This window comes from Dactylosporangium sp. NPDC051541 (assembly GCF_044454505.1).
Taxonomy (GTDB): Bacteria; Actinomycetota; Actinomycetes; order Mycobacteriales; family Micromonosporaceae; genus Dactylosporangium.
Window position 1 is genome coordinate 730415 of sequence record NZ_JBITDU010000002.1, and the last position, 17324, is coordinate 747738.

At 75.3% G+C, this 17324-nt stretch carries 13 protein-coding genes; 6 read left to right on the top strand and 7 right to left on the bottom strand.

Annotation, left to right across the window (positions count from 1 at the left end; translation table 11 throughout):
• Positions 1-315 precede the first annotated feature (315 nt).
• Positions 316-3126, bottom strand: coding sequence for a hypothetical protein (locus ACIA8L_RS11500; RefSeq protein ID WP_395903090.1), 2811 nt, complete (start codon positions 3124-3126; stop codon positions 316-318).
• Positions 3123-5969 carry a hypothetical protein gene (locus ACIA8L_RS11505; RefSeq protein ID WP_395903092.1) on the bottom strand — a complete coding sequence of 949 codons (2847 nt, stop codon included), beginning with the start codon at positions 5967-5969 and terminating at the stop codon, positions 3123-3125. Before ACIA8L_RS11505 ends, ACIA8L_RS11500 begins: the two co-directional genes overlap by 4 nt.
• A gap of 145 nt (positions 5970-6114) precedes the next feature.
• Here ACIA8L_RS11505 and ACIA8L_RS11510 point away from each other — a divergent pair, with 145 nt between their 5' ends.
• From ACIA8L_RS11510 to ACIA8L_RS11530, 5 genes are read left to right on the top strand one after another with little or no spacing between them, the layout of a single operon-like run.
• Positions 6115-7011, top strand: a complete 897-nt coding sequence (locus tag ACIA8L_RS11510; RefSeq protein WP_395903094.1) for an ATP-binding cassette domain-containing protein — start codon at positions 6115-6117, stop codon at positions 7009-7011.
• Entirely contained in the window at positions 7008-7769 is a 762-nt protein-coding gene (locus tag ACIA8L_RS11515) for an ABC transporter permease (protein ID WP_395903096.1), read from the top strand. Before ACIA8L_RS11510 ends, ACIA8L_RS11515 begins: the two co-directional genes overlap by 4 nt.
• A 17-nt stretch (positions 7770-7786) precedes the next feature.
• Positions 7787-8938 (top strand): sensor histidine kinase, encoded by a 1152-nt coding sequence (locus tag ACIA8L_RS11520; protein WP_395903098.1) that lies wholly within the window; start codon positions 7787-7789, stop codon positions 8936-8938.
• Positions 8935-9612 carry a response regulator gene (locus ACIA8L_RS11525; protein ID WP_395903100.1) on the top strand — a complete coding sequence of 226 codons (678 nt, stop codon included), beginning with the start codon at positions 8935-8937 and terminating at the stop codon, positions 9610-9612. Before ACIA8L_RS11520 ends, ACIA8L_RS11525 begins: the two co-directional genes overlap by 4 nt.
• Before the next feature lie 38 nt (positions 9613-9650).
• Positions 9651-9920 (top strand): hypothetical protein, encoded by a 270-nt coding sequence (locus ACIA8L_RS11530; RefSeq protein ID WP_395903102.1) that lies wholly within the window; start codon positions 9651-9653, stop codon positions 9918-9920.
• Here ACIA8L_RS11530 and map read toward each other — a convergent pair whose 3' ends face one another.
• Positions 9921-10694 carry a type I methionyl aminopeptidase gene (map, locus tag ACIA8L_RS11535; protein ID WP_395903104.1) on the bottom strand — a complete coding sequence of 258 codons (774 nt, stop codon included), beginning with the start codon at positions 10692-10694 and terminating at the stop codon, positions 9921-9923. It lies immediately after the preceding gene.
• A gap of 66 nt (positions 10695-10760) precedes the next feature.
• Between map and ACIA8L_RS11540 the strand changes: the two genes are divergently transcribed.
• Complete coding sequence (locus tag ACIA8L_RS11540; protein ID WP_395903106.1) at positions 10761-11021, top strand: helix-turn-helix domain-containing protein; 261 nt, start codon at positions 10761-10763, stop codon at positions 11019-11021.
• Here ACIA8L_RS11540 and ACIA8L_RS11545 read toward each other — a convergent pair.
• The 4 genes from ACIA8L_RS11545 to ACIA8L_RS11560 all read right to left on the bottom strand — a co-directional run bounded on the left by ACIA8L_RS11545 (position 11013) and on the right by ACIA8L_RS11560 (position 17303).
• On the bottom strand, positions 11013-12059 hold the full coding sequence (locus tag ACIA8L_RS11545) for a radical SAM protein (RefSeq protein WP_395903107.1): 1047 nt from the start codon (positions 12057-12059) through the stop codon (positions 11013-11015). The two genes, ACIA8L_RS11540 and ACIA8L_RS11545, sit on opposite strands and share 9 nt — an antisense overlap.
• Positions 12060-12069: 10 nt before the next feature.
• Positions 12070-12558 (bottom strand): carboxymuconolactone decarboxylase family protein, encoded by a 489-nt coding sequence (locus ACIA8L_RS11550; RefSeq protein WP_395903109.1) that lies wholly within the window; start codon positions 12556-12558, stop codon positions 12070-12072.
• Positions 12559-12640: 82 nt separating this feature from the next.
• Positions 12641-14695: a maltose alpha-D-glucosyltransferase gene (gene treS / locus ACIA8L_RS11555; RefSeq protein ID WP_395903110.1), complete on the bottom strand. Its 2055-nt coding sequence runs from the start codon at positions 14693-14695 to the stop codon at positions 12641-12643.
• Between the two features lie 67 nt (positions 14696-14762).
• Positions 14763-17303, bottom strand: coding sequence for an ATP-binding protein (locus ACIA8L_RS11560; RefSeq protein WP_395903111.1), 2541 nt, complete (start codon positions 17301-17303; stop codon positions 14763-14765).
• Positions 17304-17324 lie beyond the last annotated feature (21 nt).

The window sequence follows — 17324 nt, forward strand, 5'->3', positions numbered from 1 at the left end:
ACGAAGGAGCGGCGGGCGGTGACCTCGATGTAGGTGTTCGCGTTGCGGTGCCGGATTGGCTGGCGTGTGCTGTTCCGGATGCGGCGGGCGCGGATATCGCTGCGGAGTTGGGTGTGTCGGTGCCGACGATCGTGAAGTGGCACAGTCGTTTGTTGCGCACGGGAGGGCGGGGCTGGTGATGGGCCTTGGCCCGGCCGGCCGGCCGGTCGCTGTCGATCCGGCTCGGTCGGGTCGAGGAGGTGGTGGCGCTGGCCCTCGAAACGGTGCCAGTAACGCCACGCACCGGTCGCGGGACACCGGAGCATCTAGGCGGGACTAGCCGTTGACGCGCTCGCGGAGCAGGGCGCTCAAGCACAGGACAACGGCCGCACTGCCAAGAGCCGCAAGCAGGGGACCCGGCGGGGGTACCGTCCCCGCGTCCACCCTCGGCAGGTAGCGCCCGATCGCCACCCACGCCACCGCGGCCGCGACGGTGCCGGCCACGAGGGCGACGGCGACCAGGGACAGGGTCGCGGCCGGTTCGACGCGGCGGGTCACGCGGGCCGGCACGCCCTGGTGGCGCAGGGCGGTCAGGTCGGCGCGGCCGCCGCCGAGGGCGGTCGCGACGAGGCCGGCCGCGCCGAGCAGGACGGCGGCGATCGCGGCGAGGAGCGAGAAGCGCATGCCGAGCGCGCCGCCGGAGCGGTTGCGCAGGGCCCGTTCGCCGGCCACGGTGCGCTCGCCGGTGACGGTCAGGCCGCCGGCCACCAGGGCGTCCACGATGGACTGCGGGGTGGAGGGGGCGAGCCACACCTCGGCGCCGTCGGTGACGCCGGAGTCGGCGGCCAGGCGGTCGGCGTACTCGAGGTCGACCAGGGTGCCGCTGGTGCCGAGGCGGGGCAGGGTGTGTGCGGTGCCGACGGCGGTCACCGGCATCGGGGTGCTGTCGAACGTGCCGAGCAGGCCGTCCACCGGTGGCGGACCCGTGGACAGGACCGGGATGCGGTCGGGGACGCCGGCCGGGCGGAGCAGGCCCGCGTCGAGGCGGCCGGCGGCCTGGACGGTGAACGTGACACCGTCGCCGGCCGCGGTGACCGCGCCGTCCGGTGGGGTCCGCCAGTCCCGGGTCGGCGGGTTGTGCAACGTGAACGCCACCGTGGGGCCGGACGTGCGGGGCAGGTCGAGCCGCAGGTTGGCCAGGCGGCAGCCGGTGGCGCAGGCGGCCGCGGCCGCGTAGGTGCGCCGGCCGGTCCGCAGGCGGCCCAGGTGGACCTCCAGGCCCTTGGTCCCGTCGACGGGGTTGAGGAAGGCGATGAGCTCGGGGCTGAGGTCGTCGAGGCGGGTGACGGTGATGTCGAAGGCCAGGGTGTCGCCGCGCACGATCGTCGGGGCGGCGGCCGGTGCCGGGTGCAGGGCGCGGGCCACGTCGGCGGCGGACCGGTCGGCGTAGCCGGGCCGCCAGATGGCCACGGTGGACAGTCGCGGGGCGTCGACGGCGAGCAGGTCCGGGGCCGGTACGACCGCCATCGCGTAGCGACCGTCCGGGTCCGCGGCCCGGGTGACGTCGAGCAGGTGCCGGCGGGTCACCGGGCCCAGGGTCAGCACCCGGTCGGCGCCGACGGCGGCGTCGGCCCGCGCGTCCTGGGTGGTGGCGGCGACGGTCACGCCGGTGGTGGCGAAGCCGAGCAGGGCGACCGCGACGACGAGGACGATGAGCAGGCGGCGGCCGGACGGCTGGCGGGCCAGGCGCAGCGCGGCGAGCGCGGTGACCGGGCGGCCCCGGTGCAGCGCGGACCGGGCGACGCGGGTGGCGAGCAGGGGCATGGCGCGGGCCGTGAGCAGGGCCGCGACCAGCATGAGCAGCGCCGGGGTCAGCGGGGCCACGCCATACACGGTGTCGCCGGAGGTGTGGAAGTGCACGACGGCGACGACGGCGAGCAGGCCGGCCAGGCTCTCGAAGGTCGCCGAGCGCCACCGGGCGCCGCGCCGGTCGACCCGGCGCAGGAGGTCGTGCAGCGGCGCCGACACCGAGCGGACGGCGACGGCGGCCCCGGCGAGCACGGCGGCGGCGGTGAGGGCGGTGCCGTACCGCAGCGCCGACGGTACCCCCGAAGCGCCTAAAAAACTCCCCACCAGGCCACCGGTCAGGACCGGAACAGCGGGCTCGGCCACGGCCAGCCACCAGCGGGTCGTGCGGTGCGCGCCCCGCAGCGCGACGATCCCGTGCTCGAACCGGTTGCCCCGGGCGCCGGTCGCGACCGCGAAGACCAGCACCGCGCCGCCGAGCAGCGCCACCGGGATCGCCGCGAACGGCACCGGCGCGCGGGCCGCCTCCCGGGCCGCGTCGATGCGGTCGAGCAGGTCGCCGAGGCCGATCGTGGCCTGGCCGGCGCCGTCCTCGGTGCCGGTCTCGTCCAGCCAGGCCCGCAGCCGGGGCAGCGTCTCGGCCCGGATCGCGCCGGGCTGCGGATACGCGTCGATCGTCTGCAGCTCGGACCTGCGCGCGAAGCCCTCATAGGTGCGCCGGTCGACAAAGACGGTGCCTTCGACGGTACTGCGGCCCCAGTACGGCGACGCCGCCGGCCGCACGATCCCGACGACCGTCAGGTAGCCCGGCGGTCCTTCCGCCACGAACTGGGACGTCTCGGCATTGTAGGAAGACGCACGCAACGACAACGGATCCCCGAGTTGTACGCCCAGCCGGCGCGCGGTCTCAGGGGTGACGACGGCATCGCCCTGACCCATCAGGCACCGCCCCGCGCGGAGCTCGAGGTGCTCGCAGAGGTCGTCGCGGTATGCCACCGTGCGCGTCCCGTCGAGGAACACCGCGGGCGTGTCGGCCGGCTGGGCGATGAACGAGGCCGAGAAGACGCGGGTGAAGCCGGGCGCGTCGAGCAGCCGGGAGCCGCCGCGCTCGAACCGGTCGTCCATCGCACCGGCCCCGTTGCGCTCGACGGTGTCCGAGACGACCATCGTCCGCTCGTCCGGCCGGGCCGCCGCGACCTGGTCGGCGACGAGCCCGTCCGCGGTCCGGGCCAGGTACTGCGGTGCGAGCGCGACCCCGGCCGCGGCGAGCGCGGCGAGCACGAACAGCGCGACGGCCGGCCGCCACCGGGCCCGCAGCATGGCGAGGATGAGCACGGTCATCGGGCACCTCGGGTCCGGCCGGAGGCGAGGGCGGCGGCGGCGAAGCACACGGCCGCGACGCCGACCCCGGCGAGCAGGGCGGGGACGGCGACGGACGGTTCGGTGACCGGCCAGCCGTCGGTGAACGGCCGCACCGGCGAGCGCAGCAGCCATCGCGCGGCCGCGGCGGCCGCGAGGCCGACGGTCAGGGCGAGCGCGACCGGGGCGAGGGCGGACCAGCGGCCGGCCGCGCGCAGGACCGGTGCCGGGACACCCTGCCGGCGCAGGGCCGTGACCTCGGCCCGGCGTTCGCGGCGCCCGACGGCCGCGACCGTCGTCAACGCGGCCCCGGCGAGGAGCAGCGCGAGGGCGGCGGCGAGGAGGTGGAAGCGCAGGGCGGCGGCCGGGCCGAGGCGGGCCAGCCGGTCCTCGCCGGCCGCGATCGAGTCCTCGCCGATGACCCGCAGGCCTTCCGCCGCGAGCCGGTCGACGAGGCCGGGCGGGGCGTTCGCGGCCAGCCACACCTGGTCGAGGTCGCCGGCGACGGCCGCCCCGGCGGTGATCCGGTTCGCGTACTCCAGGTCGACCAGGATCACCCCGCCGGTCCGGGCCGGCAGGTCGTCCACGGTGGACGGGCGGACCGGCACCGGCAGGCCGGCCACGTCGAGCACGGCGGTGCCGCTACGGTCGGGCGCGCGCACGGCCCCGGCGGTGGCGAGGGCCGGCAGGGGCAGCGGGGCGTCGACGACGTAGGTGTGCCGGTCGACCCGATCGGCGCCGGCCGGGTTGGTGGCGGCCAGGCGCAGGCCGCCCTCGCCGCGCAGCCGCTGGACGCCGGTGGTGGCGTCGTCGCGGATCGTGCCGCGCCACCGGGCCGGATCGGCGAACCCGGGGCCGTCGACCGCGACCTTCCCGTCGGCGCGCAGCTCCGTGAGGTCGAGGACCGCGCCGGGATCGCCGTCGAGGTCCACGGCCACGAGCCGGCAGCCGGCCCGGCAGGCGGGGGCCTCGGTGCGGTACCCCCGGACGGCACTGACCGCACCGAAGTCGGCCCGGACCGGCTCCCCGGTCCCGGCCACGACCAGCGTCAGGCCCACGCTCACCGGCGCGGACGCGGCCGCCCGCAGCTCGAGGACCGTGCCGGTGACCGTCACCGGGGCGGGGGCCGCGGGGTGCAGCCGCGCGGCCGTGTCATGCGCAGCGACGGCGGCGACCGCGGCGAGGCGGGGCGTGTCGGCGGCGAGGACCCGCGGCCCGGGACCGTTCGCGCCGGTGACGACGACGGCCATGGCGCTGCGGCCGTCGGGGTCGGCGGCGCGCACGGCGGCCAGGAGGCGTTCGCGCGGTACCGGTGCGACGGTCAGCACCCGGTCGGCGCCGACCTCGGCCTCGGCCCGGTGCCGGCGGGCGGCGTCGGCCCGGGCCCAGTCCTGCCCGGCGACCCCGCACAGGCAGGCGGCCGCGGCGAGGACCGGCACGATCCGATACGCCGACGTGCGCCGGGCCAGGAACAGCGCGGTCAGCCCGCCGGTGAGCCGGCCCCGGGCCAGGGCCGCCCGCCCGGCCGCGACCGCCGGTGGGAGCAGCAGCCGGGTCAGCAGCACGGCCCCGGCCGTCGCGAACAGGACCGGGGTGAGCAGCTCCAGGCCGTAGCCGTCGACGGGGGCCTCGCCGGTGACCGCCGACTGGTAGCCGGCCGCGGCCGCGAGCGCGACGACGGTCAGGTCGAGCACGGCCGCGGCGAGCGGGAGCCGGTGCGGCGGCGCGGACCGCAGCAGCCGCTGGACCGGGGCCCGGGTGAGCCGCCAGTCGGCCAGGACGATCAGCGTGAGCGCCCCGGCGGCCACGACGGCGGCGGCGGTGACCGGGCGGTGCAGGAGGTAGGCGAGCAGCCCGGCGGCGAGGGCGGCGCCGGCGATCGCGGGCAGGGCGCTCTGGCCGGAGGTGGCGACGAGGACCCGGCGGCGGCGGGCGCCGCGCAGGGCGATCCGGGCCGCGTCGGCGCGCCGGGCCTCGGCCGCGTACCAGGCGCTGACCCCGATGGCGATCCACCCGACGGCGACGAGCTGGACGGCGGCGCCGATGATCCCGTGCGTGACCGCGTAACGCTCGTCGTCGACCGCCTGACCGAGGGCCGCGGCCTGCGAGCCGACCTCGGGGAAGTCGCGCCGGAGCCGCTCGACGGCGGCCGGGGCGCCCGCGCGGTCGCCGCCGGTGAACTGCGCGGGGGCGAGCAGCAGGTCGAAGGTCGCGTAGGCGGGGACGGCGGCCGCGGCGATCGTGTCGAGGGTGGTGTAGGCGGTGTCGCCGGCCGGCTGCGAGCGCCACCACCAGCCGAGGGGGTCGCGGGGTTCAAAGGTACCGGCGACGGTCAGGGTGAGCGGCTGCCGGCTCAGCGCCGGGCTGTGGGTCAGCGTGGAGCCGACGGACGCGCCGAGGCGCCGGGCCAGCGCCGCCGGGAGTGCGACCTCGCCCCGCCGGGCCGGGCAGGCGCCGGTGAGCTCCATGGAGGCGCAGGCGTCGTCGCGGTACCGCAGCTCGACCTGGCTCTTGTCGATGCTGCCCGGCAGCTGCACGCCGGCGACGCCCCGCTCGAGCGGCAGCCCCGCGGCCGTTTCGACGGCCGACCGGAAGCGCCGCACCGCCTGGCCGGGCTCGGCGCCGAGCGTGATGTTGCCGCGGACGGCGACGGTGCGCTGGGCGACCGGCGCGGTGGCGATGACCGCCTCGGTCGCGGCCGCGACACCCCGGTCGGCGAACCACCCGGCCGCCCCGAGCCCGCCGGCCGTGACCGCGACCAGGATCGCCATGACGACGGCGGGGCCACGACGGGCCCGCAGGGCGCTCCAGATGACGGCCAGCACGCCGCGACCCTAAACGCTTCCGCCCCCGATTTGGGAACGCTCCCACAGAGTGGTCGGCCACCACTGCGACTACTGCCGATGGTGTACCGCGAAGCCCGCCGGACGACGACGCGGAGCGGGACCGCGCCGGGCCATTGTGGTCGGCATGATCGAAGTGCGGGAACTCACGAAACGCTACGGTGACAAGGTCGCCGTCGACGGGCTGACGTTCACGGTCCGGCCCGGCATCGTCACCGGCTTTCTCGGGCCGAACGGGGCCGGCAAGTCCACGACGATGCGGATGATGCTGGGCCTGGACCGCCCGACGTCCGGCTCGGCCACCGTCAACGGCCGCCGCTACGCCGACCTGGCCGCGCCGATCCGGCAGGTCGGCGCGCTCATCGACGTGAAGGCGGCGCACGCCGGACGGTCGGCCTACCACCATCTCGCCGCGCTGGCCGCGACGGTCGGGCTGCCCCGGGCCCGGGTCGAGGAGGTCATCGACATCGTCGGGCTGCGCGAGGTCGCCCGCAAACGGGCCGGCGTCTTCTCCCTCGGCATGGGCCAGCGGCTCGGGATCGCCTCCGCGCTGCTCGCCGACCCGGAGGTGCTCATCCTCGACGAGCCCGTCAACGGCCTGGACCCCGAGGGCATCCTGTGGATCCGGCGGCTGATGCAGGGCCTCGCCGCCGAGGGCCGCACCGTCTTCGTCTCCTCGCACCTGATGAGCGAGATGGCGCTGACCGCCGAGCACCTCGTCGTCGTCGGCCGCGGGCGGCTCATCGCCGACGTCTCCGTCACCGAGTTCATCGAACAGGCCGCCCGCACCGTCGTGCGGGTCCGCTCACCGCGCGCGGCCGACCTGCACGGCCTGCTCAGCGGGCCCGGCGTCACCGTCAGCAGCACCACCCGGGGCACGCTCGAGGTCGCCGGCATCGACGCCGAGGCGGTCGGCGACCGCGCCGCGGCGGCCGGCATCGCGCTGCACGAACTGACCGTGCAGCGGCCCTCACTGGAAGAGGCGTTCATGGAACTGACGAAGGATGCGGTGGAGTACCGATGAAGCTCACCCAATGGCGCGTGGTCCGCTCCGAGTGGATCAAGTTCTGGTCGGTCCGGTCCACCACCTTCGCCCTGCTGACCGGGGTGGCGCTGCTCATCGGGGTCGGCCTGATCACCGCCTCGGTGACCCGGTCCGGCGGCCGGGTCGGCGACGACGCGCTCGGCGCGGCCGACGCCAGCCTCGGCGGGGTCATGTTCGCCCAGCTCGCCTTCGGCACCCTGGGCGTGCTGGTGATGGCCGGCGAATACGGGACCGGCTCGATCCGCTCGTCGCTGGCGGCGGTACCGAAGCGGCTGCCGCTGCTGTGGGGCAAGGCCGTCGTGTTCACCGCCGTCGTGTTCACCGTGGGGCTGGCCGCCACCGCGATCGCCTTCACCGGCGGGCAGGCCATCATCGGCGAGCACGCGGCCCGGTGGTCGGACCCCGGCATCGCCCGCGCGATCGCCGGCACCGCCGCGGTCCTGACCGGCTCGGGCCTGTTCGGCCTGGCCCTCGGCGGGCTGCTGCGCTCCACCGCCGGCGCCGTCACCGCCCTGTTCGGCGGGCTGTTCCTGCTCGACAACGTGGTGGGCGCGATGATCCCGACCGCCTGGGACCGGGCCCTCGAGTACTTCCCGGGCGCCGCCGGCTCGGCCGCGGCCGCGGTCGTGCAGGCCCCGGACGCGCTGCGGCCGGGCCCGGGTCTGGCGGTGTTCCTCGGTTACGCGGTCGTGCTGGGCGCGGGCGCGGCATGGAGATTGCGGCGCAGCGACGCGTGAGTGCGTACCGTCGCACCGTGCCCCGAATCGTGCGGCTCCCGCTGGTGCGCGACGCGGCGCTGGGCCTCGCCCTCGCCGCGTTCGCGCTGCTGGTGCTGTGGTTCGATCCCCACGACCGGCCGGCCCGCGCGGCCGGGTGGCCCGACCTGGCCGCGTTCGCCGTCACCGTCGCCGCGGTGACCGCCCGCCGCCGGTGGCCCCGCACGGCGATCGCCGCGACGACGGCCGCGTCGGTTGCGCTGACCGTCGCCGGTCACGAACAGCCGATCCTCACGGTGGTACTGCTCTTCCTGTTCCACACCTACGCCCAGCGGGGCGGGCGCCGGGCCGTCCGGCTCGCGACCGCCGCGGTCGCCGCACTGCTGTACGCGGCCGCGCTGGGCTGGGCCGACGGCAGCTGGTGGGCGCCGGAGAACCTCGGCGTCATCGCCTGGCTCGGGCTCGGCACGGCCCTCGGCGACGCGCGCCGCAGCCGCCGCGCCTACCTGGCCGAGGCCGAGCGGCGGGCCGAGCGGGCCGAGCGGACCCGGGACGAGGAGGCTCGCCGGCGCGTGGCCGAGGAGCGGCTGCGGATCGCCCGGGACCTGCACGACATCGTCGCCCACCACATCGCCGTCATCAAGGTCCAGGCCACCGGCGCCCGGCACGTCCTGCACCAGCACCCGGAGCACGCCGGCCCGGCCCTGGAGCACATCAGCCGCTCCTCCGACGCGGCGCTGCGGGAGCTGGCCGCGGTCATCGGCCTGCTCCGGGACCCCGACCGCGACGAGCCCGCGGGCCCCGCCCCGGGCCTGGCCGGGCTGCCCGAGCTGCTCGACGCGTTCGCCGGGACCGGCCTGCGGGTCGAGCACCATGCGGCCGGGGCGGCCCGGGACCTGCCCGCGGTCGTCGACGTCACCGCCTACCGCATCCTGCAGGAGGCGCTGACCAATGCCCACAAACATGGCTCCGGTACCGCGAAGCTCCACATCACCTACGCCGAGGAGTCCGTGACCGTGCAGATCACCAACCCGATCGCCGCCGCCGGGCCGGACGCCCCCGGCTACGGCCTGCTCGGCATGCGCGAGCGCGCCACCGCGGTCGGCGGCCGGCTGAGCGCGGGCCCCGACGGCGGCCGCCGGTTCACGGTCACCGCGACCCTGCCGGCGGCACCGGCGGACCCGCGGTGACGATCCGGGTCCTGCTCGCCGACGACCAGCCGCTGATCCGCGCCGGCTTCCGGATGTTCCTCGACCCGGAGCCGGACGTCGCCGTCGTCGGCGAGGCCGGCACCGGCCGGCAGGCGGTCGACCTGGCCCGCACCACCCGCGCCGACGTCGTCCTGATGGACCTGCGCATGCCGGACCTGGACGGCCTCGAGGCGACCCGCCGCATCGCCGCCGACGACGACCTGGCCGGCGTCCGCGTCCTGGTCCTGACCACCTTCGAGGAGGACGACAACGTCGTGCTGGCCCTGCGCGCCGGCGCGAGCGGCTTCCTCGGCAAGCACGTCGGCCCGCCGGAGCTGCTGCACGCGATCCGGACCGTGGCCGCCGGCGAGGCGCTGCTGTCCCCGGCCGCCACCCGCGCGCTGCTGACCCGCTTCCTCAGCCGGGCCGACCCGGCGCCGCTCCCGGCCGCACCGCAGCTGCCGCTGCTCACCACCCGGGAGCGCGAGGTCCTGGCCCTGGTCGGGCTGGGCCTGTCCAACGACGCCATCGGCGAGCGCCTGCACCTGTCGCCGCTGACCGTCAAGACGCACCTCAACCGGGCGATGACGAAGCTCGACGCCCGCGACCGGGCGCAGCTCGTCGTCTTCGCCTACCAGAGCGGCCTGACCCGCCCCGGCCAGACCCTGGAGTGAATTCCCCGCCCCGTGCAACGCTGGACGCCGGTGGCTTCGTGAGGGAGGCATGGCTCTGGATCGGCGTGCCCAACGACCTGACGATCTCGTGCGGCCCCCGGCAGCTGCAGCGCGTGTCCCTGGAGCACTTCACCCGCCGGCGCGTCCGCGGCCACGACGGCTTCGTGCGCGACGACCGCGCCTCGGTGGCGGCGGCACTGCCCGGGTACGACGTGGTCGCCTACAGCCCGGCGAACGTCGACCTGCCGGCGATCGTCGAGGCCGCCACCCTCGGCCCGGTCCCGGACGTGTCGTGGCTGCCCCGCTGACTAGGGCTTCGGCAGGGTGAGGATCTCGGCGCCGTCGGGGGTGATGGCGATCGTGTGCTCGCTGTGGGCGGTCCGGCAGCCGGTGGCGCTGCGCAGGGTCCAGCCGTCGTCGTCGGTGACGAGCTTCGCCGTGTCGGCCATGATCCAGGGCTCGAGGGCCAGGAGGAGGCCGGGGCGCAGGGTGTAGCCGCGGCCGGGGCGGCCGGTGTTGGAGACGTGCGGGTCCTGGTGCATCGTCGAGCCGACGCCGTGGCCGCCGAACTCGGTGTTGATCTGGTAGCCGGCCTCGCTCAGGACGGTGCCGATGGCGTAGGAGAGGTCGCCGATGCGGGCGCCGGGGCCGGCCGCGGCGATGCCGGCCCGCAGGGCGCGCTCGGTGGTGGCGATCATCGCGAGGTCCTCGGCGGGCTGGTGCTCGCCGACGATGAAGCTGATGGCCGAGTCGGCGACGACGCCGCCCTTCTCGACGGCCAGGTCGAGGGAGAGCAGGTCGCCGTCGGCGAGGGTGTAGTCGTAGGGGCGGCCGTGCAGGACGGCGTCGTTGACCGACGTGCAGATGTAGTGCCCGAACGGGCCGCGGCCGAACGACGGCGCGTAGTCGACGTAGCAGGAGGTCGCGCCGGCCTCGGCGATCATGGCCTGGGTCCACCGGTCGATTTCCAGCAGGTTCGTGCCGACGGCGGCGCGGCGCTTCATGGCCTGCAGGATGCCGGCCACCACGGCGCCGGTTTCGCGCGCGCGGGGCAGGTCGGTGGGGTCCAGGATCTCGATCATGTGACAACTTCCTCGCGGCGACCAATAACTATCCCGGCCATATTATCCCGGTACTAGAATTGGTCCATGGTCAGGTTGCCCCTCACTCCCGACGAGGTCGAACGCGGGCAGCGCCTCGGTGCGCTGCTGCGCCGGGCCCGGGGTGACCGCTCGATGCTGGAGACCGCCCTGCACGCGCGCGTCTCGCCGGAGACCCTCCGCAAGATCGAGTCGGGCCGGGTGGCGACCCCGGCCTTCCCGACGATCGCCGCGATCGCCGACGTCCTCGGCCTCTCCCTCGACACGGTGTGGGCCGAGATGAAGCAGCCGGACCCGGCCTTAAAATAGTGTCGGCTCCGCCGGTGGCGGCGGGGGGCGGCGCTTGCCGAGCAGGGCGAACTTGTCCTCCGTGCTGTCGTCGGGCACGGGCAGGCCGTGGCGGTGCAGGGCCTGGTGCACGCGGGCCTTCACGGTGTCGCGGTAGGCGCGCGGGGTGCGGGAGCCGTTCGCATACAGCTCGGTGTAGGCGGGCAGCAGCTCCGGGTATCGCCGCCGCAGCCAGGTGAGGACCAGGTCCTTGACGCCCGGCTGCAGGTACAGCGACGTGGGCAGCACATTGGCCGCACCGGCCGCGGCGAGCTCCGCGATCATCGCCTCGAGCCGCTCCTCGCTGTCGGTGAGGTACGGCAGGATCGGCGCCAGGAACACCGTCGGCGCGAACCCGGCCGCGCGCATGGCGCGCAACGTGTCGAGGCGGGCCGCGGTCGACGGCGCGCCCGGCTCGAGGGTGCGCTGCAGGTCCTCGTCGAGGTACGCGATCGACAGGCCGAGCTCGACATTGACCCGCGTCGCGGCGTTCGCGAGCCGGTCGAGGTCGCGGCGGATCAGCGTGCCCTTGGTGAGGATCGAGAACGGAATCCGTTTCCCGGCGAGCGCGTCGATGACCGAGGGCATGATGTGGTACCGCCCCTCGGCGCGCTGATACGGATCCGTATTCGTGCCGAGCGCGACCCGCTCCGGCAGGACCCGTTTCGTGGCGAGCTCCCGGCGCAGCACCTCGGCCAGGTTCACCTTCACGATGATCTCGGTCTCGAAGGCGGTACCGATGCCGAGTCCCAGGTATTCATGCGTCGGCCGGGCGAAACAATATGCGCACGCGTGGGTGCAGCCGCGGTAGGGGTTCAGGGTCCACTCGCCGGGCAGCATCGCGCTCGTGGCCGGCACATGGTTGAGCGCGCTCTTCGTCAGCACCTCGTGGAACGTGACACCCTCGAACTCCGGCGTGCGCACGCTGCGGACCAGGTTCTGCACCCGCTCCAGCCCGGGCAGCGCGCCGGCCGCGATGGCGTCGACCCGCTGCCCGTCCCAAACGCTTGGGGTATTCACCCACTGGAGATTACTTGCTGTAGTTCTGCCCGACCGGCCGGCCGGGGATGGGCTTGGCGATGGCCGCGACCGGCACGAAGAACATGAACTGCCCGATCGCCACCGTGAGCGTCCACAGTGCCTTGTCGTCGAAGTGCGCGGCGGCCTCGGCGAACAGCGCGTCGCTCACCCGCTCCCCGGCCGGGTCGGGCGCGAGGACGGCCTCGACGAGCGCGAGCGCGGCCCGTTCGGCGGCGGTGAAGTACGGCGAGTCCCGCCACGACGGCAGCGAGTCGAGCCGCTCGGCCGTCTCCCCCGCCGCCCGCAGCAGGGCCGCCTGCCGGACGGTGTGATAGGTGCTGCCGACGATCTGCCCGGCCCGCAGGTGCACGAGGCCGATGGTCTCCTTCGGCACCGCGCCGTTGTCGACGAGCTTCGACAGGCCGGCCGCGATGGCGGGCATCTCCGGGAACAGCTCGAGCGGGTCGGGCAGCCGGGACGTGAGCGCTTCGGTGGACATGGCTTCATTCCTCTCCGGGAAGACTTCACCACGTCCGACGACACAGCGTTCGCGGATGTCTGGGCCGATCTCGGCGACCGAGTCAGCCGAGGAGCAGTGCCCGGCCCTCGTGCGGCCGCAGCACCACGCGACATCCGTGCTCCGCGTCCATCTCCCCCACCAGGCCGCCCGTCAGCGCGTCGTGCACCGCCGCGCCGGCCGGGAGGTGCTCGGAGCGCAGCCGTGCGGTCACGGCCCGGCCGGCGAAGTTGAGCACGGTCGCCTGTGCGCGGCCGCCGTCGAGCCGGTGGACCATCACCAGGACGGCCGGGTCACCGGCGGGTGGGACGTCGAGCTGGACGGCGGCGGCGAGCCCCAGTTCGGCGCGGACCCGCAGGATCGCGGCCAGCTGGGCGACGAACGAGTCCGGGTCGGCCAGCTGCTGTGGCAGTGAGCCGTAGAGGCTGGCGCCGCGCGGGATCCGCGACGGCGACTCGGTCACCTCGGGCCGGTAGTCCATGAGGTCGTACGCGGCCCGGTTGATCCAGCGGGTGTCGCCGGTCGCGAGGAGGCCGGGGATGCGCGCCGCGGGTAGCGTCAGCATGCCGCACAGGTCCCAGCCGGACACCGCGAACACGCCGGGCTGCCACGCGTTGAACATGGCCAGCAGCAGGTGCGCCCGCCGGACCCGTGCCACCTGGTCCGCGGTCAGGCCGGCCAGGTCGCGGTGGCCGAGGACGGCGGCGGCGATCGTGGCCATCGTGGCGGCGATACCGTTGGTGGTGAAGATGCGGTTGTACGGTGCGGCCGCTCCAGTGAGCCGCTCGACCAGGTCCGCGCGAACGGTGGCGGCCAGGTCGGTGCCGGAGAGCTCGGTGCCGCGGAACGTGAAGGGCTCGTCGCGGTGCGGGCCGGCGAAGTGCACGAGCTCGTAGGTGAGCTCGTCGTGGTTCTGCAGGGCGTGCACCAGCCGGGCCGGCGGCAGACCGAGGCGCAGCGCGAGGTTCAGCGTGAGGCGCAGGAACTCGGTGTCGGCGGTGGCGAGGGCGTGCACGTACGCCGGGCGGTTGACGAAGTCGTAGGACAGGTCGGGGCCGCGGGCGGAGGTCTGCCGGATGTCTTCGATGGAGAGGTTCAGCTCCTGGAACGTGAACCCGCCGACCTTGCGCACCATGCTGGCGATGAGCTGGTTGACCGCCTCCGACAGCGGGTGGCCCTCCGACCACGCGGGGGCGCCGGGCCGGCCGCCGCGCTCCACGCCGAGGAAGCCGTTGGCGTCCAGCCGCAGCGCGCTCGCGCCGAGCTGGTCCAGGGAGTGCAGGGCGTCGCCGATCACCAGCCGCATCCCGGCGAAGGTGGGGTCCAGCCAGTTGATGGAGGGCTGGCCGTCCTTGAAGTAATGCAGGTACACCCACCGCCGCCGCACCCCGTCGACGCCCTCGACCTCGGCCGTCGCGCTCCAGTTCGTGTCCTTGACGCCGCCCTCCTGGAACAGCACCCGCTGCAGGCGTCCGACGATGTACCCGGCCTCGTGCAGGCGGCGCTCGGCGTCGGCGGTGAGGTTGACCGAGTCGTGGCCGGGGGCGACCGCGGGCAGCAGGTGCCAGTCGGCGGGCGGGATCTCGACCATGTGGTAGATGCCGGGGTAGTCGCCGACCTTCATCTCGGCGAGGCGGAAGTCGGGGCCTTTGCCGGTGTGGCCGGGGACGATGTCGTCGATGACAATCCCGCCGTGCGCGGCCGCGACCGCGCACAGCCGCCGGAACTCGTCCTCGGTGCCGAACACCTCGTCGATCTCGGTGCCGATCCGGTCGAAGTGCCCGTCCACGCTCGGCGTCGGCTCGCGGCCGAACAGGCCACCGGCCCGCTTCAACGGGCCGGTGTGCACGGCGCTGATCCCGATCGCCGCGAACGCCCGCCACAGCTCCTCGTCGCCGAGGGTACCCAGGAACCCATGCCCTGGCTTTGTGATCATCGAGGGCGGGTAGGCGGTGAACCACACGGACGAGCGGCCCACCACCCCGGACGGGTTCGGCCGGCCGAACGGCGTCTGCCAGACCGACGAGACGCCGGAGAACCCGCCCGAGATCCGCTCCGCCTTCGCCAGCATCGAGCGGTCGCGCAGCCACTCGACGTATCCGTCGCCGTCGTCGCCCATGCTTCGTCACCGCCCGTCCCGTATGTTCCGATGCCCAGGACGGGGCGCGGCGCAAACCAAGCGTCGGTCAGCGGCCGGACATGGCGCGGCGCAGGGCCCGGGCGACGGTGTGCAGCAGCTGCTCGGCGCTGACCGGCTTGCTGAGCAGGGCCGCGCCCGCGGGGATGGTGCTGCGGGTGGCGAGGATCGTCTCGGTGTACCCCGAGAGGTAGATGACGGGCACGCCGGGGTGCACGGTGTGCACGGCGGCGGCCAGGGCGGGCCCGTGCCGGTCGGGCAGGATCACGTCGGTGAGCAGCAGGTCGAGGCGGTCGCAGGCGGTGGCCAGCCGCTGGGCGTCGGCGGCGGTGGTCGCGGACAGCACGGTGTACCCGTCGCGCTGCAGGACGCGTTCGGTGATGGCGCGCAGGCTGTCGTCGTCCTCGACGAGCAGGATGGTCTCCCCCGCGCCGGGCCGGTGCCGCCCGGCCGGGGCGGCGTCGGGCTCGGCGGTGGCGTCGGCGGCCGGCAGCAGCGCCGTGATGGTGGTGCCCTTGCCCAGCGCGGAGGAGATCTGGGCGTGGCCGCCGGCCTGGGTGATGATGCCGTAGATGGTGGCCAGGCCGAGGCCGGTGCCGTGGCCCTTGGGTTTCGTGGTGAAGAACGGCTCGAAGGCCCGTTCCAGGGTGGCCTTGCTCATGCCGGTGCCGGTGTCGCCGACCCGCAGCCGCATGTATCGCCCGGGCCGCACGCCCGGGTGCCGGCCCGCGTAGCGCTCGTCGATCGTGACGGGGGCGGTGTCGATGGTGAGGGTGCCGCCGCCGGGCATGGCGTCGCGGGCGTTGACGGCCAGGTTGAGCAGGACCTGCTCGAGACGGCCGGCGTCGGCCCGGACCGGCCAGGGCTCCGCGGTGCGGTCGGTGACGAGCGTGATGTCCTCGCCGAGGGCGCGGCGTAGCAGGGATTCGAGGTCGGTGACGACGTCGTTGAGGTCGAGGACGCGGGCCTCCGGCGCCGGGTCGGCACGGGCGAAGGACAGCAGCTGCCGGGTCAACGCGCTCGCCCGGTCGCCGGCGGCGACGATCTCGTTGAGGTCGGCGTGCAGCGTGCGCAGGGCCGGATCGTGGGCGGCGGCCGGCTCGAGGTCGGCGGCGGCGACGCTCGCGTAGCCGTTGATGATGCCCAGCAGGTTGTTGAAGTCGTGCGCGACGCCGGCCGCAAGGTGACCGAGGCTCTCCAGGCGGTCGGACTGGCGCAGCCGACGCTGCAGGTGCTCGCGCTCGGTGACGTCGGTGATGACGGCGCAGCTGACCTTCCGCCCGGCGAACGACGTCGGGTAGGTCGTGACGCTCACCTCGCCGATCGTGCCGTCGCCCTTGACGTGGCGTTGCCGCCGACCGCCGTCCTCGGGGCGCTCGTCCGGGGCGAGCAGGTCGGCGTATGTGTCCCGGCCCGGCCCGTAATAGGTGGCGGCGGCCGCGTTGGCCGCGACGATGGCGAGGGTGTCGGCGTCGTACAGCACGATCGGGTTCGGGCTCGCGTCGAACATCTGCCGGTAGTTGCGCTCGTGCTCGCGGGCCGTGTCCTCGGCCCGGCGGCGCTCCGCCAGCTCGGCCTCGACGGCGGCCAGCAGCGCGGTGAACTCGGCGCCGAGTTCGGCGACCTCCCGCGGCCCGGCGAGCGGAAACCCGGTGTGCAGGTCGCCGGAGGTGGTGGCGGTGCGCACCGCGGCGCGCAGCCGGCCGATCGGCCCGGTGACCCGCCGCTGCACGAGCACCGTGGCCAGCAGCCCCGCGACGAGGCCGAACGCGACGATGAGGGCCTGCGTGCCGGCCGTGCGGTCGGCGTCGGCCAGCGCGGCGGTCCGGTCGGCGCCGGCGAAGACCAGCCAGCCGGTGCCGCCGACGGCTTCCTGCCCGTAGAGCCGGGGCCGGCCGGTCACGTCGACGCCGGTGCCGGTGGCCGTGAGCCCCGCGTCCCGCAGCGGGCGGCCGGCCCACCGCAGCCCGTCGGGCCATCGGGTCAGCACGGTCGCCCGGTCCGCGGTGGTGATCACGAACTCGAGCCGGCGGGCCCCGCCGAACAGCTTGCCGGCGGCCGCCCCCAGCGTGGCCAGGTCGACGAACGCCGCCACCAGCCCGAGCCCGGGCATCACGGCGGTGACCACGAGGGCGGGCCGCCCGGTGCGCGGGTCCGGGACCGGCGCCGCCTCCTGCGGCCCGCGCAGCGCCGCGGCCAGCCACCGGGCGCCGGCGTAGGAGCCCGGCGCCCCGCCGAGGCTGGAGCAGGCCACGGTGCCGTCGTTGCGCAGCACGTCGAGGTGCCCGTCCTGGGTCCCGCCGAGCGAGAAGGCCAGGCGGCAGGCGGCCGGGTCGGCGAATATCCGCTCCGCGCCCGGGCTGGAGGCGACGGACTCGACGGTGCCGCGGACGACGGCGAGGTTCTCGCCGAGCTGCCGCGCCGCCAGCCCGGCCGCCGTCGACGCGTCGACGCGCGCGGCGGAGACGGCGGTGCGGCGGGCCTCGGCCCAGCCCACGACGATCCCCGCGGCGGCCGTCGCCACGAACAGCACCAGCAGCCCCACCAGGTACGACCGCAACGGCCAGGGCCGCGGCTTCCGCACGCTCATGTGGCGGCCACCTTCCCGGCA